This window comes from Naasia sp. SYSU D00057 (assembly GCF_017916505.1).
In the GTDB taxonomy this organism is placed as follows: Bacteria; Actinomycetota; Actinomycetes; order Actinomycetales; family Microbacteriaceae; genus Naasia.
In genome coordinates this window covers 505,123-523,812 of sequence record NZ_JAFMSZ010000002.1, presented here as the reverse complement: position 1 = coordinate 523,812, position 18,690 = coordinate 505,123, and the positions used below count along the sequence as shown (strand labels likewise).

The window sequence follows — 18,690 nt, the reverse complement described above, 5'->3', positions numbered from 1 at the left end:
CTCTAGCGTGGTCCGACGTGACCGACGCCGACGCCGTTCCCAGCGCCATCCGCCTCCCCGACGCGCCCGCCGACCAGCAGGCCATCCTCGACGACGGTGGCGTCGCCTGCTGGATCGCGCCGGTGACGATCGACACGTACGAGCCGGGGGAGCCGGATAGGTACCCGCTCTTCCTCGACCGCCGGGTCTACCAGGGGTCGAGCGGGCGGGTGTACCCGATCCCCTTCACCGACAGCATCTCCGGAGAGAAGGCGCCCCGGGCGTGGACCGCGGTGCACCTGGAGAACGCGTACGTCCGCCTGATGCTGCTCCCCGAGATCGGCGGGCGCATCCACATCGGGCTCGACAAGACCACCGGCTACGACTTCTTCTACCGCAACAACGTGATCAAGCCCGCGCTCGTCGGGCTCGCCGGCCCGTGGGTGTCGGGCGGCGTCGAGTTCAACTGGCCCCAGCACCACCGGCCGGCCACGTTCCTGCCCGTCGAGGCCGCCGTGGAGCGGGACGACGACGGCTCGGTCGTCGTTCGCATGAGCGACCTCGACCCGCTGCAGCGGATGCGCGGCACCCACGGGATCCGGCTGCGCCCGGGCTCGTCGCTCATCGAGGCGGAGGTGCGGCTCCACAACCGCACTGATGAGCCGCAGACGTTCCTCTGGTGGGCCAACGTCGCCGCCCGGTCGCATGAGCGCTACCAGTCCTTCTTCCCCACGGACGTCCGCTGGGTCGCCGACCACGCGCGCCGGGCGATCACCGCGTTCCCGCAGGCGGACCGGCCCTACTACGGCGTCGACTACCCGGCGCTCGCCGAGGAGCGGCCCGGCGCCGACCGGCTCGACATCTACAGCAGCATCCCGGTGCCCACCTCCTACATGGTCACCGACACCCGCGACAGCTTCTTCGGCGGCTACGACCACGACGCGCGAGCCGGCTTCGTGCACTGGGCGGACCGGTCGATCGCACCCGGCAAGAAGCAGTGGACGTGGGGCGACGGCGCGGTGGGGCACGCGTGGGACGCCCACCTCACCGACACCGACGGCCCGTACGTCGAGCTGATGGCCGGCGTCTACACCGACAACCAGCCGGACTTCAGCTACCTCGCCCCCGGCGAGGTCCGCGAGTTCAGTCAGTACTGGTACCCGATTCGCGAGATGGGGCCAGCCCACCAGGCGACCCTCGACGCCGCCGTGAGCCTGGTCCGGCGCGACGGGCGCGCGCAGGTCGGGGTGTCCGCCCCGGGCGAGCACGTCGAGGCGAGCATCGTCCTCTCCGCCGGCGGCAGCGTCCTGCAGGAGTGGACCGCCCCGCTGTCGCCTGCCGCGCCGTTCGTCGGCGAGGCGGACGTGCCGGACCGAGCCGGGACGCTGAGCGTCACGGTCACGGCCGGAGGGCGCGAGCTGCTGTCATGGCATCCCGATGATGAGGTGGCTCCTGAGCCCTGGGTCGCGACCGAGCCGGACGCCCCCGAGTCGATCGCCTCGGCGGACGAGCTGTACCTCACCGGCGTCCACCTGACGCAGTACCGCCACCCGACGCGCTCGCCCCTGCCCTACTTCGAGGAGCTGCTCCGGCGCGACCCCGCCGACTCCCGCGCGAACCTGGCCATCGGCGCGGCGCTCTACCGGCGCGGCCTCTACGTCGAGGCCCGAGCGCGCTTCGAGCGGGCGCTGCGGCGCCTGACGGCACGCAACCTGAACCCCGAGAGCGGCGAGGCGTCCTACCGCCTCGGGCTCGTCCTCGAGCGTCTCGGCGACCCGGCGGGGGCCGCCGAGCGCTTCGGCAAGGCCGCGTGGGACGGCAGATGGGCTGGGCCCGCCCTGGTCGCGCTCGCCCGGGTGCTCCTCCGCACCGGCGATGCCACCTCCGCGCTCGACCGGCTGCCGGCCGCGCGCCGGGCGGGAGCGGGTCCCGAGGCCGACCACCTCACCGTGCTCGCGCTGCGGCGCCTCGGCCGCCACCGGGAGGCGGACGACGCTCTCGCGGAGCTGCTGCGTCGCGACGCGCTCGATCCGGTGGCGCTTGCACTCTCCGGCCGACTCGAGACCGCCGATCCCAAGACGCCCCTCGCCGTGGCGGCGGACCTCGCGCGCGCCGGCGAGCTGGAGCTCGCTCTCGCCCTCACCGACCGGCCGACCGGCCCACGCGGCGCGTTCGGCAATCCCGAGCCGATGCGCCTCCTCCTCCGCGCCGGATGGCTCGCCGCGCTCGGCCGGCCCGACGAGGCGGACCGCGAGCGCGCCGCCGTCGCCGCGAGCGACACCACCCTCGCCTTCCCGTACGGGCTCGACGACCACGACGCCCTGGTCGCGGCGCTCGCCGCGGACCCCCGCGACGCCGTGGTGCGCGGGCTGCTCGGCACCTGGCTGCTCGACGCGGGACGTCTGGGCGACGCGCGCAAGCAGCTGCAATCGGCGGCCGACCTCGGCTCGAGCGACCCGGTCGTGCACCGCAACCTCGCCGTGGCCGTCGTCAACACGGGAGGCGACCTGGACGCCGCAGACGGCGCATTCCGGCGGGCCCTCGAGCTGGCCCCCGCCGATGCGCGGCTCGTCTTCGAGCGGGACGTCCTCGCCGAGCTCCGTGGGGTCCCGGCCGCCGAGCGCCTGGCGCGGATCGAGGGGATCGGCTCACGTGCCCTCGGCCGGGACGACCTCACGCTGCGGCTCGTCAATCTCCTCCTCGACCTGGATCGCGTCGACGACGCGCTGGCGATCCTCACCACCCGGCGCTTCCAGCCGTTCGAGGGCGGCGAGGGGCAGGCCATCGCCGCCTACGACCGTGCCACCCTCGCTCGCGCGGCGGAGCTCCTGCCGACGGCGCCCGCCGCGGCGGCTCGCCTGCTCCGCGACGGCATCGTCGCCCCGGCGAACCTCGGCGAGGGCCGTCACCCGGCGGTGCCGATGGCAGAGCGCCTCACGCTCCTCGGCGACGCGCTCGCCGCGGACGGCGATCGGGAGGGAGCCCGCCGGGTTTGGGAGGCCGCGCGCTCCGGGCCCGGCGCGCTGGCGGTCGCTCCCCGTCCCGTCGAGCCGGACGACTTCTGGCGCGGGATCGCCCATGTCCGTCTGGGCGAGATCGACGAGGCCGCGGCCGTCTGGGACTCGCTGGAGGCGCGTGCCGGCGAGCTGCAGCTCGCCTCCTCCGCTCCCGACTACTTCGCGACCTCGCTGCCCGAGCTGCTCCTCTTCGACACCGACACCGCGGGAGCGCGGGCGAGGGCCGCGCGGCTGCTGAGAGACTTGGCGGAGCAGGGGCGGACGAGGAGCCGGAAAGAGGCCGCGGCATGAGCGAGGAGCGCTACCTCGGTTCCGGCACGCAGGAGACCGCCGTGAGCGGCCTGACCGGCCCGGTGCCCGGGCACCTGCCGCCGAGGCTCACCATCACGCTCTGGGACTTCTCCTGGTACACGAGGGCGAGCGAGGGCGAGCCGTTCGCCGACCTCGACGCGGCCTGCGCCGAGGCGGCCGAGCTCGGCTACAACGCCATCCGCATCTGCGCGGCTCCGCTCCTCCTCTTCGGCGGCCTCGGCCTCGACGCGCTCGCCGAGGCGCTGCCCGTCGAGGGACTGGGTGCCGCACCCGGCGGCGGCCGCTACGGACAGCGCACCCGCTGGTACGACGTCCAGGTGGACAGCGTCGTCGACGTGCGCGCCCGGCTGCTCGAGCTCTTCGCCGCCGCCGAGCGGCACGGCCTCGTCGTCGTCCTTGCGAGCTGGGAGTACCAGCAGTCGACGGCGTTCGCCGCGACGCCTGACTGGTTCGAGGCCATCGACGCCGTTCCGCTGCAGGAGCGGTACGCCGTCCTCGGCGCCGCCTGGAACCGGCTTCTCGACTGGCTCACCGACGCCGGGCACCGCTCCCGGATCGCTCTCGTCGAGCTGCACAACGAGGTCGACTTCTCGATCCTGCCCGCGCTGCACGAGGGCGGAGCGGCCGAGGTCGTCCGGCTGCGCGAGCGGCACCCCGACCTGCTCGTCACGGCGAGCTACGGCAAGCCGCCGCACCTCGCCATGCAGCGCGTGCCGGATGGCCTCGGGGCCGCGCAGTTCCACGTCTACAGCTACGGGGTGCTCGACGCCCTGCAGAAGCTCGTCGACATCCGGTCCGAGGGCAGCGATGACTTCCCCAACGCGATGCTGCGGAGCCTGCTCCTGCCGGATGCGCCGTCCTTCGAGGAGTACGGGCGCGCCGCGGACTGGAAGCATCGGGCGACCGTCGTCACCGACCAGATGATCTACGGGTACGACTGGCTCGACGCGGACGCGTGGGACACCTGGCTCTACAGCGAGTACGGCGCCTACCGCGAGGTCATGCTCCGCGAGATCGAGTCGCGCGTCGTCGCCATCGCCGAGTGGGCGCGCTGGAAGGCGGTGCCGGCGGTCGTCGGCGAGGGCTGGATCGGCTACACGCCGCTGCACGGGACCTTCGAGGAGGGGCCGGTCGGCCGCGCCCTCGCCGAGCACGGCATCCGCACGGCACTCGAATCGGGCGTCTGGGGGATGGTGCTCTGCTCGAACGCCGCCCCCCATCACCCGATGTGGGCGGACCGGGCGTGGCAGGCGCGGATGAACGCCCTCATCCTGTCGTCCTGACCCCGCCCCGGAGCCTCTCGGACGGCCCGGATCCGCGGGATTCCGCGGGAATGCGGCGGCGTGGCCGGGGGTTATACCCCGCGATGACAGTGAAGGTCAAGATTCGGCTTTACACGCCGACGCGGCCGACATATAGTAGACCCTTGCGCTCCCACTCATCCTTCTTGGACGAATCACGCCTTCATATTGCGGTCGGCGGTCGCGCGCTCAGAACCCTCGACCTCACCCCGGACGGTGTATGCCCCGTGCAGTTCGCCCCGGTGTCTCGTCGCGCGTTCTGGCCCCACTCTACCGAGTGACCCCATTCGGGGAGCCCAGTCCCCATCGTTCCATCCCCAACTCGGCACACCGACAGTGACACGGCCCCGCCTCGGGGCTCCGGAGGTTATTTCCTTGGCTGCTGCGCACAACGCATCGTCCACCACTCCCAAGAACGGCCGCGCCGCATCGCGGCTCTCGTTCGCGAAGATCACCGACACCCTGACCGTCCCGGACCTGCTCGCGCTGCAGACCGAGAGCTTCGACTGGCTGGTCGGCTCGGACGTGTGGAAGGAGCGCGTCGCCGCGGCCCAGGCCGAGGGACGCACCGACCTCAACGGCCGCAGCGGACTCGAGGAGATCTTCGAGGAGATCTCGCCCATCGAGGACCTCGCCGAGACGATGCAGCTGTCCTTCACGAACCCGTTCCTGGAGGAGAAGAAGTACTCGCTCGAGGAGTGCAAGGAGCGCGGCAAGACGTACGCCGCCCCGCTGTACGTCGAGGCCGAGTTCATGAACCACCAGACCGGTGAGATCAAGACCCAGACGGTCTTCATGGGCGACTTCCCGCTCATGACCGAGAAGGGCACCTTCATCATCAACGGCACCGAGCGTGTCGTCGTGTCCCAGCTCGTCCGCTCGCCCGGCGTGTACTTCGAGCGCCAGCAGGAGAAGACCTCCGACAAGGACGTCTACTCGGCGCGCGTCATCCCGAGCCGCGGCGCCTGGCTCGAGTTCGAGATCGACAAGCGCGACCAGGTCGGCGTCCGCATCGACCGCAAGCGCAAGCAGTCGGTCACCGTCTTCCTCAAGGCCCTCGGCCTGACGAGCGAGGAGATCCTCGAGCACTTCGCGGGCTACGCCTCCATCGAGGCGACGCTCGAGAAGGACAACATCCTCACCAAGGAGGAGGCGCTCAAGGACATCTACCGGAAGCTCCGCCCGGGTGAGCAGGTCGCCGCGGAGGCCGCTCGCGCGCTCCTCGACAACTTCTACTTCAACTCGAAGCGCTACGACCTCGCGAAGGTCGGCCGCTACAAGATCAACCGGAAGCTCGGCCTCGACAAGCCGCTGTCCGACTCGGTCCTGACGCTCGACGACATCATCGCGACGATCAAGTACCTCGTCGCGCTGCACGACAACCGCAGCACGCTGAACGGCGTGCGCGACGGCGAGCCGGTCGAGCTGCGTCTCGACGTGGACGACATCGACCACTTCGGCAACCGCCGCATCCGCGCGGTCGGCGAGCTCATCCAGAACCAGGTCCGCACCGGTCTCTCCCGCATGGAGCGCGTCGTCCGCGAGCGCATGACCACGCAGGACATCGAGGCGATCACGCCGCAGACCCTGATCAACGTGCGACCCGTCGTCGCCGCGATCAAGGAGTTCTTCGGCACCTCGCAGCTGTCGCAGTTCATGGACCAGAACAACCCGCTCGCGGGCCTCACCCACAAGCGCCGCCTGTCGGCGCTCGGCCCCGGTGGTCTGTCCCGTGAGCGCGCCGGCGTCGAGGTCCGCGACGTGCACCCGAGCCACTACGGCCGCATGTGCCCGATCGAGACCCCGGAAGGCCCGAACATCGGCCTGATCGGCTCGCTCGCCTCGTTCGCGCGGATCAACTCCTTCGGCTTCATCGAGACGCCGTACCGCAAGGTCGTGAACGGTGTGGTCACCGACCAGATCGACTACCTCACCGCGAGCGAGGAGGACGAGTTCCTCGTCGCCCAGGCGAACGCCCCGCTCAACGCGGACGGCAGCTTCGCCGAGGAGCAGGTCCTGGTCCGCCCGAAGGGCGGCGAGGTCGAGCTCGTCGACGCGCAGCGCGTCCACTACATGGACGTCTCCCCGCGCCAGATGGTGTCGGTCGCGACCTCGCTCATCCCGTTCCTCGAGCACGACGACGCGAACCGCGCCCTCATGGGTGCGAACATGCAGCGCCAGGCCGTTCCGCTGCTCCGCTCCGAGTCGCCGGTCGTCGGCACCGGTATGGAGGGCTACGCGGCCATCGACGCCGGTGACGTGGTCACCGCCGAGAAGGCCGGTGTGGTCGCCGAGGTCTCGGCCGACGTCGTCACCATCCAGCTCGACGAGGGCGGCACGCAGAGCTACTACCTGCGCAAGTTCGACCGCTCCAACCAGGGCACCTCGTACAACCACCGCGTGATCGTCGACGCCGGCGAGCGCGTGGAGGTCGGCCAGGTCCTGGCGGACGGCCCCGCGACGGAGAACGGCGAGCTCGCGCTCGGCAAGAACCTCCTCGTGGCGTTCATGCCGTGGGAGGGCCACAACTTCGAGGACGCGATCATCCTCAGCCAGAACCTGGTGAAGGACGACGTCCTCTCCTCGATCCACATCGAGGAGTACGAGGTCGACGCCCGCGACACCAAGCTCGGCAAGGAGGAGATCACCCGTGACCTCCCCAACGTGAGCCCCGAGCTGCTCGCCGACCTCGACGAGCGCGGCATCATCCGCATCGGCGCCGAGGTCCGCCCCGGCGACATCCTCGTCGGCAAGGTCACGCCGAAGGGCGAGACCGAGCTCTCCGCCGAGGAGCGCCTGCTCCGCGCGATCTTCAACGAGAAGAGCCGCGAGGTGCGCGACACCTCGCTCAAGGTTCCGCACGGTGAAGAGGGCACGATCATCGCCGTCAAGGAGTTCTCCGCGGAGAACGACGACGAGCTCGGCTCCGGTGTCAACCAGCGCGTCGTGGTCTACATCGCCCAGAAGCGCAAGATCACCGAGGGCGACAAGCTCGCCGGCCGTCACGGCAACAAGGGCGTCATCGCGAAGATCCTGCCCGTCGAGGACATGCCGTTCCTCGCGGACGGCACTCCGGTCGACATCATCCTCAACCCGATGGGCATCCCGGGCCGCATGAACTTCGGCCAGGTGCTGGAGACCCACCTCGGGTGGGCCGCCAAGCAGGGCTGGAACGTCGAGGGCAATCCCGAGTGGGCGAACCGCCTGCCCGAGGCCGCGCGCAGCGCAGCCCCCGGCACGAAGGTCGCGACCCCGGTGTTCGACGGCGCCTTCGAGGAGGAGATCGCGGGTCTGCTCGACTCGACGACGCTCAACCGCGACGGCGAGCGCCTGATCGGCTCCTCAGGCAAGACGCGTCTGTTCGACGGCCGCTCCGGCGAGCCGTTCCCGGACCCCGTCTCGGTCGGCTACATGTACATCCTGAAGCTGCACCACCTGGTGGACGACAAGATCCACGCCCGCAGCACCGGCCCGTACTCGATGATCACCCAGCAGCCGCTCGGTGGTAAGGCGCAGTTCGGCGGCCAGCGCTTCGGTGAGATGGAGGTGTGGGCGCTCGAGGCCTACGGTGCCGCGTACGCCCTCCAGGAGCTCCTCACGATCAAGTCCGACGACATCCTCGGTCGCGTCAAGGTGTACGAGGCCATCGTCAAGGGCGAGAACATCCAGGAGCCGGGAATCCCCGAGAGCTTCAAGGTGCTCATCAAGGAGATGCAGTCGCTCTGCCTGAACGTCGAGGTCCTCTCGGCCGACGGCACCGCGGTCAGCCTCCGCGACACGGACGACGAGGTCTTCCGTGCCGCCGAGGAGCTCGGCATCAACATCTCCTCGCGCTTCGAGTCGTCCTCGATCGACGACATCTGATCCGCGCAGCCTCTCAACGGTTTAGCTGACAAGCAGGAAAGAAGAGAAATTGCTCGACGTAACCACTTTCGATGAGCTGCGCATCGGCCTCGCCACGGCCGACGACATCCGCCGCTGGTCGCACGGTGAGGTCAAGAAGCCCGAGACCATCAACTACCGCACGCTGAAGCCCGAGAAGGACGGGCTCTTCGGCGAGCAGATCTTCGGTCCCAGCCGGGACTGGGAGTGCGCCTGTGGCAAGTACAAGCGCGTCCGCTTCAAGGGCATCGTCTGCGAGCGGTGCGGTGTCGAGGTCACGAAGTCGTCCGTGCGCCGTGAGCGCATGGGCCACATCGAGCTCGCCGCCCCGGTCACCCACATCTGGTACTTCAAGGGTGTCCCGAGCCGGCTCGGCTACCTCCTCGACATGGCGCCGAAGGACCTCGAGAAGGTCATCTACTTCGCGGCGTACATGATCATCGACGTCGACGACGAGGGTCGTCACGCCGACATGCCCGACCTCGAGAACGAGCTCCGCCTCGAGATCAAGTCGCTGTCCGACCAGCGCGACGCCCGCATCAACGAGCGCCTCAAGCGCCTCGAGACGGACCTCGCCGCGCTCGAGGAGGAGGGCGCGAAGAGCGACCAGAAGCGCCGCACGAAGGACGGCGCCGAGAAGGAGATGGGCCAGATCCGGAAGTCGTTCGACGACCAGATCACCCACCTCGAGCGCGTCTGGGACGAGTTCAAGAACCTCAAGGTCGGCGACCTCAAGCCCGAGGACTCCGTCTTCCACGAGCTGCAGGACCGCTTCGGCATCTACTTCGACGCCTTCATGGGCGCCGAGGCGATCAAGAAGCGCCTTGAGGCGTTCGACCTGGCCGCCGAGGCGGAGGACCTGCGCCTGCAGATCTCCGAGGGCAAGGGCCAGAAGAAGATCCGCGCGATCAAGCGCCTCCGCGTCGTCAGCTCCTTCCTCGCCACCGGCAACTCGCCGGCCGCGATGGTGCTCGACGTCGTCCCGGTGATCCCGCCGGAGCTGCGCCCGATGGTGCAGCTCGACGGCGGCCGCTTCGCGACGTCGGACCTCAACGACCTCTACCGTCGCGTGATCAACCGCAACAACCGTCTGCGCCGTCTGCTCGACCTCGGTGCCCCCGAGATCATCGTGAACAACGAGAAGCGGATGCTGCAGGAGGCCGTCGACGCCCTGTTCGACAACGGCCGCCGCGGTCGCCCCGTCACCGGCACCGGCAACCGCGCCCTCAAGTCCCTCAGCGACATGCTGAAGGGCAAGCAGGGTCGCTTCCGCCAGAACCTGCTCGGCAAGCGCGTCGACTACTCCGGCCGTTCGGTCATCGTCGTCGGCCCGCAGCTGAAGCTGCACCAGTGCGGTCTGCCCAAGCAGATGGCGCTGGAGCTGTTCAAGCCGTTCGTCATCAAGCGCCTCATCGACCTCAGCCACGCGCAGAACATCAAGGCCGCGAAGCGCATGGTCGAGCGTTCGCGTCCGCAGGTCTGGGACGTGCTCGAGGAGATCATCCGCGAGCGCCCCGTGCTGCTGAACCGTGCGCCCACCCTGCACCGTCTCGGCATCCAGGCGTTCGAGCCGCAGCTCGTCGAGGGCAAGGCGATCCAGCTGCACCCGCTCGTCTGCGCCGCGTTCAACGCGGACTTCGACGGTGACCAGATGGCCGTCCACCTGCCGCTGTCCGTCGAGGCCCAGGCCGAGGCGCGCATCCTGATGCTCGCGAGCAACAACATCCTCAAGCCGTCGGACGGCCGTCCGGTGACCCTGCCCAGCCAGGACATGATCATCGGTCTGCACCACCTGACCACGGTCAAGGAGGGTGTCGCCGGTGAGGGCCGCGCGTTCGCGTCCGTCGCCGAGGCGATCCTCGCGAAGGACCAGGGCACGCTCGACCTCAACGCCCAGGTGAAGATCCGCCTCGAGGGGCTGCACTTCGCCGAGGGCACCGAGCCCGAGGGCTTCGTCGAGGGCCAGCCGTACCTGCTCTCCACGACCCTCGGCCGCGCCCTCTTCAACGAGGCGCTGCCGGTGAACTACCCCTACGTGGAGGCCGTCGCCGACAAGGGCCGGCTCTCGCAGCTGGTCAACGACCTGGCGGAGCGCTACCCGAAGGTGGAGGTCGCCGCGACCCTCGACCGGATCAAGGACGCCGGCTTCTACTGGGCCACGCGGTCCGGTGTGACCGTCGCCCTCTCCGACATCGTGACCCCGCCCACCAAGGGCGAGATCGTCGCGGGCTACGAGGCGCAGGCGAAGAAGGTCCAGGGCCAGTACGAGCGCGGTCTCACGACCGACGCCGAGCGTCGCCAGGAGCTCATCGAGATCTGGAACAAGGCGACCGCCGAGGTGGCCGACGCGATGCAGAAGAACTTCCCCGCGGACAACAACATCTTCCGCATGGTGAGTTCCGGTGCCCGTGGTAACTGGATGCAGGTCCGTCAGATCGCCGGTATGCGCGGTCTCGTGTCGAACCCGCGTGGTGAGATCATCCCGCGTCCGATCGTGCACTCGTACCGCGAGGGCCTCACCGTGGCCGAGTACTTCATCTCGACCCACGGTGCCCGCAAGGGTCTGGCCGACACGGCGCTCCGCACGGCCGACTCCGGCTACCTGACCCGTCGTCTCGTCGACGTCTCGCAGGATGTCATCATCCGCGAGGACGACTGCGGCACGACCAAGGGCCTCGAGCTGCCGATCGCGGCGAACGGCGTCCTCGACCCCAACGTCGAGAACTCCGTCTACGCCCGCACGCTCGCCACCGACGTGGTGAACGAGGCCGGCGAGGTGCTCGCCGAGGCGGGCGACGACGTCGGCGACGTCCTCATCGCGCGTCTCTTCGAGGCCGGTGTCGAGAGCATCAAGGTGCGCTCGGTGCTGACCTGCGAGTCGGCCGTCGGTGTGTGCGCCCGCTGCTACGGCCGCTCCCTCGCGACCGGCAACCTCGTCGACATCGGCGAGGCGGTCGGCATCATCGCCGCCCAGTCGATCGGTGAGCCCGGCACGCAGCTGACGATGCGCACCTTCCACACCGGTGGTGTGGCGTCGGCCGACGACATCACGCAGGGTCTGCCCCGCGTGCAGGAGCTGTTCGAGGCCCGCACCCCGAAGAGCGCGTCCCCGATCGCGGAGGCCGCCGGCCGCATCACGATCGAGGACACCGACCGTCAGCGCCGGATCATCCTCACGCCGGACAACGGCGACGAGGCCCACGTGTACCCGGTCCTCAAGCGTGCGACCCTCCTCGTCGAGGACGGGCAGCACGTCGAGCTGGGCCAGCAGCTGCACGTCGGGTCGGTCGACCCGAAGGAGGTGCTGCGCGTCAAGGGCGTGCGCGCCGTGCAGCAGCACCTCGTCGACGGCGTCCAGGGCGTGTACCGCTCCCAGGGTGTGCCGATCCACGACAAGCACATCGAGGTCATCGTGCGGCAGATGCTGCGCAAGGTCACCGTCGTCGAGCACGCCGACACCGACCTGCTCCCCGGTGAGCTCGTCGACCGGTCGCGCTACCAGGAGGTCAACCGCGCCGCGGTGGCCGAGGGCAAGCGTCCGGCGTCCGCTCGCCAGGAGGTCATGGGCATCACCAAGGCGTCCCTCGCGACCGAGTCGTGGCTGTCGGCCGCGTCCTTCCAGGAGACGACCCGGGTCCTGACCCAGGCCGCCATGGAGGGCAAGTCCGACTCCCTGATGGGTCTCAAGGAGAACGTCATCATCGGAAAGCTCATCCCCGCCGGTACTGGCCTGGCCAAGTACCGCGACGTGCGGGTCGAGCCGACCGAGGAGGCGAAGGCCGAGCGCTACCCGAACCGCATCTTCGGGGACGAGTCGGTGTTCTCCGAGTCGGACCTGTCGTTCGTGGACTTCGACAGCTTCAACTCGGACGACTTCTCGCCGGGCAGCTACAGCTGATCGATCCGCGCCGGGGCCCGATGGGTCCCGGCCGGGTCGGGTTGAGGGCGGCGCATGCTTGCGCCGCGTCTCAAAACCCAGCCCCTCTAGGGCATACCGCGAAGGCCCCCGCTCCCCTCTGGAGCGGGGGCCTTCGCCGTTGACGGGGACGTCGGGTGCGGCGGCCGCCTGGTCGTTCGCTGAGGGGAAGGCCTTGCAGCGGCCGACCCGAGGGAGCGCGCGGCGTCCCGGAGCCGGCCGCGTCCCCTCCAGCAGGCACGGGTGGAGCTCAGCAGGAAGAATCGGGCCTGTCATGCCTGCCGAGGACGTTTGGTGCCTGCTGAAGTCGCTACGTGCCTGCTGAAGGGGTGCGATGACGCGCCGGGTGCCGGGAGATGGGCGGGTGAGTCCGAGCCGGTCGCCGCGCGGACTCCTGACCATCGGGGTCTCCGGAGAGGCCGGTGTCGCCGCTGCCGACGACGTTCAGCAGGCACAGACCCGGTTCAGCAGGCAAACCCGGGCCTGCTGTGCCTGCTGAGGCCCCTCCGTGCCTGCTGAAGCCGACGCTCTCCATCACCGGAGGTGTGAGGTGCGGCCATCCGCCGGCCGGTTCAGCAGGCGCAGAACCGGTTCAGCAGGAGGAACAGGGCCTGCGGTGCCTGCTGGAGCCGCTCCGTGCCTGCTGAACCGGTGCCTGCTTAACCGGTGCCTGCCGAACCGGTGCCTGCTGAACCGGTGCCTGCTGAACCGGTGCCTGCTGAACCGGTGCCTGCTGAACCGGGCGGGGAAGGGCGATCGGCCGGCCATGCCCCCCGTTTGCGGCCTGGTGGGGGCGCGCCCACGGGGACTAGCTTGTGATCAGCCCGGGAACCCGACCGGGCCTCGACGTGACCACCCATCGCGCCGACCCCGCTTACCCCAACGGACCCACCGTGACCACCACCCCGAACGTGGTCGACCGCGCCCTGCGTGCGCTCTCGGCTTCCCCCGCCCCGCTCCGCTCCGTCCGGATCGGGGGCTGACATGCTGCGTCCCTACCGCTTCGAGCGCGAGCTCGACCGCTCCGTCGCCCAGTGGCTCGCCTGGCTGCCCCGCTGGGAGCCCGGCACCCTGCGCCGGCGCAGCGACGTCTGTACGGTGTGCCCGCGTTACGCCGAGGAGCTCGGTCTCGACCAGCTGCCGCACGGCCCGCTGCACGCCCTCGTCACGTCGATCGAGTCGCTGCTCATCGAGCACTTCCTCCGCAACGCCGCCGCCCGGTTCCCGGAGCTCGAGCGCGACGGCGAGTGGAAGGTGTGGCTCGACCGGGGCATCGTCCGGATCACGGCCAGCGACGGCCGCGAGGTGGATGAGCTGCTCGACGACAGCGAGCCGGAGTCCCCGCTCGACGCCCTTCTCCGCGGCGGCGTCACGCCGGCGAAGGCTGCCGAGGCCCGCATCGAGCTGGTCCGCATGTACTACGCCCTCTTCAACGCGGCCGTGAACCGCCTCGGCTCGCAGCGCACCGTCGTGATCCGCGCCGTCGACTCCTACATCGAGCCGAAGATCCAGCGCATGGCCGAGGAGCTCGTCAGCGAGGTCTGCGGCGCATGAGCACCGCGGCGGCCCTTCCGGAGGATCCGGGGGCCGCCGGGACCGGCAGGAAGCCTCCGCGCAAGCGGAAGCTCCGGCCGGTCCTCGGCGTGCCCGGAAGCGCGGACGCGACGGCGGACGCCGCTCCGCCCGCATCCGCGCAGCCTGCGGAGCCCACGGAGGACGTGAAGGTCCCGGCCGCTCCGGCCGCCGCCGGAGCGGAGGAGCAGCCGGAGGAGCCCTCGGAAGGGAACCCGAGCACCGCCGCCTCCCTCGACGAGGACGCCGCCGACCCGGACGCCGGTCCCCCAAAGTACCGACACCCGAAGGCGGGATTACCGGGCGACACGCCGACGCCTATCGTTGACAGCGGAGTCGGGGGGACTCCGGAAGGTTCGGCGCTGGGGGGCGCCGCACCCTTCCTCTTCCGCATGTCAGGAGGACGTGTGGCCACGCTCACCGAGATCCTCGTGATCCGGGGCCTCGTGCCGCCGGACGCGCTGGAGTCCGCAGCGGGCCTCGACGAGGACGCAGCAGTCGAAGCGCTCATCGCGCGCGGCGCCGTCTCCGAGGCCCAGGTGGCCACCGCCCGCGCCATGCGGGCCAACCTGCCGACCGTCGACCTGCTCGACTACCCGATCGAGGCGGCCGCCGTCTCGCTGGTCCCGGCGAACATGTGCCGGCGGCACGAGATCCTGCCCATCGCCCTCACCGGCGATCGCCTCACCGTCGCCATGGTCGACCCCGGCAACCTCATCGCTCTCGACGACCTGCGCGCCGTCACCGGCCGCCTCATCGACGTGCGCGTCGCGGTCCGCCAGGATCTGCTCGCCGCCATCGACCGGCACCTCCGCGCGGACGGCGAGCTCAACGACCTCACGAGCGCCCTCGAGGAGCAGAGCGCTCCGGAGGTCGTCGTCGCGCCGGTCGCCGAGGCCGACGACGACGCCCCGATCGTGCGGTTCGTCAACCTGATCATCAGCCAGGCGATCCAGGACCACGCGTCGGACATCCACATCGAGCCCGCCGAGCACGACGTGCAGGTGCGCTACCGCATCGACGGGGTGCTGCACCGGATGCAGAGCGCCCCGAAGGCGATCCAGGCCGGCATCACGTCGCGGCTCAAGATCATGGCCGAGATCGACATCGCCGAGCGGCGCCGCCCGCAGGACGGTCGCATCTCGGTCGCCCACGCGGGCCGCCAGATCGATCTCCGCGTCGCGACGCTCCCCACCGTGTGGGGCGAGAAGGTCGTCATGCGCATCCTCGACGACTCGAACACCGCCATGACGATCGAGGACCTGCAGATCCTCGGCCGCAACCGCGAGAACTACGAGAAGTCGTACAGCAAGCCCTACGGGATGATCCTCGTCACCGGGCCGACAGGATCGGGCAAGTCGACGACGCTCTACACCACGCTGCGCGCGGTCGCCCGCCCCGAGATCAACGTCATCACCGTCGAGGACCCGGTCGAGTACCTCATGCCCGGCATCAACCAGGTGCAGGTGAACCCGAAGGCGGGCCTCACCTTCGCCGGCGCGCTGCGCTCCATCCTGCGCAGCGACCCGGACGTGGTGCTGCTCGGCGAGATCCGCGATCACGAGACCGCGCAGATCGCGATCGAGGCGTCGCTCACCGGTCACCTCGTGCTGTCGACCCTGCACACCAACGACGCGCCGAGCGCCGTCACCCGCCTCGTCGAGATGGGCATCGAGCCGTTCCTCGTCGGTTCCGCGCTCGACTGCGTCGTCGCCCAGCGCCTCGCGCGCCGGCTCTGCGACCGCTGCAAGGAGCCGTACGACCACGACGTGGGCAAGCTCGTCCCGCTGCGCTTCGGGCTGTTCCCGGGCCAGGCCATCCCGCCGCTGTACCGGCCGGTCGGCTGCGCCAGCTGCTCGGGCACCGGCTACCGCGGCCGCATCGCCATCCACGAGGTGATGCCGGTGTCCGAGGAGATCGAGCGCCTCGCGGTCGAGCGGGTGTCGAGCCTCACGATCGGCAAGACGGCGATCGAGCAGGGCATGTCGACGCTCCGCGAGGACGGCTGGGCGAAGGTCCGGATGGGGCTGACGAGCGTAGAGGAGATCCTCCGCGTGGTCGCCTGACCAGCCGAGGGATTCAAGCGATTGGGGGATCGCCATGACTGAGGGATTCACGCGACCGGTCTGGGACCTGTCGGGAGCCGGCGCAACCGAGCCGGCATGGGACGCGGCGCCCGCTGCTGCGCCTGCCTACGGTGCGCCTGCGGTCGCGCCCGTCTACGGCGCGACGGCGCCCGCCGCCCTCCGCACCCGGCCGGAGCGGAGCGGGCACGACCCCGAGCTGCTCGAGGCCCTGCATGCCGTCGTCGACGCCGGCGCCTCCGACCTGCACGTCACCGCGGGCGCGGCGCCCATGATCCGCGTCGACGGCTCCCTGCGCCCCGTGCCCGGCGCGCAGGTCTGGAGCCGGGAGAAGGTGACCGCCGCCCTCACGAGCATCCTGTCGCCCGCCCAGCGGGAGACGATCGAGCGCGAGCTGGAGCTCGACTTCGCGTACTCGCTCGACGCCGACTCGCGGTTCCGCGTCAACTTCTACCAGCAGCGCGACGCGCTCGGCGGCGCGTTCCGCATCATCCCGACCGAGATCCGGCAGTTGAAGGAGCTCGGCGTCCCCGACACGATCGGCCGGTTCGCGAACCTGCCGCGCGGGCTCGTCCTCGTCACCGGCCCCACCGGGTCCGGCAAGTCGACGACCCTCGCCGCTCTCATCGACCTCGTCAACCGCACGCGCGCCGACCACATCGTCACGGTGGAGGACCCGATCGAGTTCCTGCACACCAATAAGCAGGCGATCGTCAACCAGCGCGAGGTGGGCAGCGACACCCACAGCTTCGGTGCCGCGCTCAAGCACGTGCTGCGGCAGGACCCCGACGTCATCCTCATCGGCGAGCTCCGCGACCTCGAGACCATCTCGGTCGCGCTCACCGCGGCCGAGACCGGCCACCTCGTCTTCGCGACCCTGCACACGCAGAGTGCCGCCCAGACCGTCGACCGCATCATCGACGTGTTCCCGCCTCATCAGCAGGACCAGGTACGGGCGCAGCTCGCGGCGACCCTGCAGGGCGTGGTCTGCCAGACGCTCGTGAAGAGGGCGAGCGGCAAGGGCCGCGCGGTCGCGACCGAGGTGATGTTCGCGTCGCCCGCCATCGCGAACCTCATCCGCGAGGGCAAGACGTACCAGATCCCCTCCGCTATGCAGGCGGGCCGCGAGCTCGGCATGCACACGATGGACCAGAATCTCGCAGCGCTCGTCGACTCCGGCGCCATCACGCACGCCGCGGCGCTCGAGAAGGCCCAGGACCTCGAGAACCTCAAGCGCCTCATCCACCGGGCCGAGCCCGTGCACGCGGGCGGCTTCGACTTCGACGACTTCTCCCTCGAGGGCGGCGGACGCCGGGCGGCGCGGTGAGCGCCGCCGTCAAGGCCTACGCCTACCGCGGGCGCGATGCCGGCGGCCGCGTGCACCGCGGCAAGCTGGATGCGCCGAGCGAGTCGGCGGTCGTCGCGCGGCTGAGGACCATGGGCCTCTCGCCCGTCTCGATCGCGGAGGCCGCGGCCGGCACGGGCCTGCAGCGGGAGATCACGCTCCCCGGCATGGGCAAGCGCGTGGCGCTCAAGGACCTCGCGGTGATGAGCCGCCAGATGGCGACGATGGTGGCCGCCGGGCTCTCCCTGCTGCGGACGCTGTCGATCCTCGCCGACCAGACCGAGAACGAGAAGCTCGCCGAGACGCTCGGGCAGGTCCGCAACGAGGTCGAGCTGGGCGCCTCCCTCTCGGCGGCGTTCGGGATGCACCCGGAGGTGTTCCCGCCGCTGCTGATCAATCTCGTCCGGGCGGGTGAGACCGGCGGGTTCCTCGAGGACGCGCTCGAGTCGGTCGCCGGCAACTACGAGTCCGAGGTGAAGCTGCGCGCGACGATCAAGTCGGCGCTCACCTATCCCGTGGTCGTGCTGATCATGGCGATCCTCGGCGTGATCGGCATGCTCCTGTTCATCGTGCCCGTCTTCAAGACGATGTTCGAGAACCTCGGCGGCCAGCTGCCGCTGCCCACGCAGATCCTCGTCGTGCTGTCCGAGGCGATGCGCTGGGTCGCGCCCGTGCTCGCGGTCGGCGTCGTCGCGTTCGCCTGGTGGTGGGGCCGGAACAAGCACACCGAGCGCGTGCGCTCGTTCGTCGATCCGCTGAAGCTCAAGATCCCCGTGTTCGGCGCCCTGTTCGGCAAGGTCGCCATCGCGCGCTTCAGCCGCAACCTGTCGACCATGATGGGCGCCGGCGTGCCCATCCTGCAGTCGCTCGGCATCGTGGGGGAGACCTCCGGCAACTGGGTGATCGAGCGCGCCCTGCGCAAGGTGCAGGAGTCGGTGCGCTCCGGCCGGTCGCTCGCCGGCCCGCTCGCCGAGGAGCCGGTGTTCCCCGCCATGGTGACCCAGATGATTTCCGTCGGTGAGGACAGCGGCGCGCTCGAGACGATGCTCGGCAAGATCGCCGACTTCTACGACGACGAGGTGCAGACGACCACCGAGCAGCTCACCTCGCTCATCGAACCCCTGATGATCGCCGTCATCGGCGTCGTGATCGGCGGCATGATCGTCGCGCTGTACCTGCCGATCTTCCAGATCTTCACGCTCATCAAGTAGCGCTTCTGTACCCCGAAGTAGGGGTCAAAATCCTGGCGTGTCCCTGCAACTGGGGGCGGAAAATCGTGCTA

The 18,690-nt window shown here is 70.2% G+C and carries 8 protein-coding genes; all 8 read left to right on the top strand.

Annotated elements, in window-relative coordinates; genetic code table 11:
- The first annotated feature begins 17 nt into the window (after positions 1-17).
- The 8 genes from J3P36_RS09830 (at position 18) to J3P36_RS09795 (ending at position 18,619) form a co-directional block, all read left to right on the top strand.
- Positions 18-3,287 (top strand): DUF5107 domain-containing protein, encoded by a 3,270-nt coding sequence (locus J3P36_RS09830; RefSeq protein WP_210507570.1) that lies wholly within the window; start codon positions 18-20, stop codon positions 3,285-3,287.
- Complete coding sequence (locus J3P36_RS09825; RefSeq protein WP_210507568.1) at positions 3,284-4,591, top strand: cellulase-like family protein; 1,308 nt, start codon at positions 3,284-3,286, stop codon at positions 4,589-4,591. Before J3P36_RS09830 ends, J3P36_RS09825 begins: the two co-directional genes overlap by 4 nt.
- Positions 4,592-4,984: 393 nt before the next feature.
- Positions 4,985-8,473 carry a DNA-directed RNA polymerase subunit beta gene (rpoB, locus tag J3P36_RS09820; RefSeq protein ID WP_210507566.1) on the top strand — a complete coding sequence of 1,163 codons (3,489 nt, stop codon included), beginning with the start codon at positions 4,985-4,987 and terminating at the stop codon, positions 8,471-8,473.
- Positions 8,474-8,522: 49 nt separating this feature from the next.
- The gene (locus J3P36_RS09815; protein WP_210507564.1) at positions 8,523-12,389 is read left to right on the top strand and encodes a DNA-directed RNA polymerase subunit beta'; all 3,867 of its coding nucleotides are present in this window, start codon (positions 8,523-8,525) and stop codon (positions 12,387-12,389) included.
- 1,002 nt (positions 12,390-13,391) lie between these two features.
- Positions 13,392-13,961, top strand: a complete 570-nt coding sequence (locus J3P36_RS09810; protein WP_210507562.1) for a hypothetical protein — start codon at positions 13,392-13,394, stop codon at positions 13,959-13,961.
- A gap of 425 nt (positions 13,962-14,386) precedes the next feature.
- The gene (locus tag J3P36_RS09805) at positions 14,387-16,045 is read left to right on the top strand and encodes an ATPase, T2SS/T4P/T4SS family (protein WP_307807031.1); all 1,659 of its coding nucleotides are present in this window, start codon (positions 14,387-14,389) and stop codon (positions 16,043-16,045) included.
- 34 nt (positions 16,046-16,079) lie between these two features.
- Positions 16,080-17,390, top strand: a complete 1,311-nt coding sequence (locus tag J3P36_RS09800) for a type IV pilus twitching motility protein PilT (protein ID WP_282595140.1) — start codon at positions 16,080-16,082, stop codon at positions 17,388-17,390.
- Positions 17,387-18,619 (top strand): type II secretion system F family protein, encoded by a 1,233-nt coding sequence (locus J3P36_RS09795; protein ID WP_210507558.1) that lies wholly within the window; start codon positions 17,387-17,389, stop codon positions 18,617-18,619. The genes J3P36_RS09800 and J3P36_RS09795 overlap by 4 nt, the downstream gene beginning before the upstream one ends.
- The last annotated feature ends 71 nt before the right edge of the window (positions 18,620-18,690 follow it).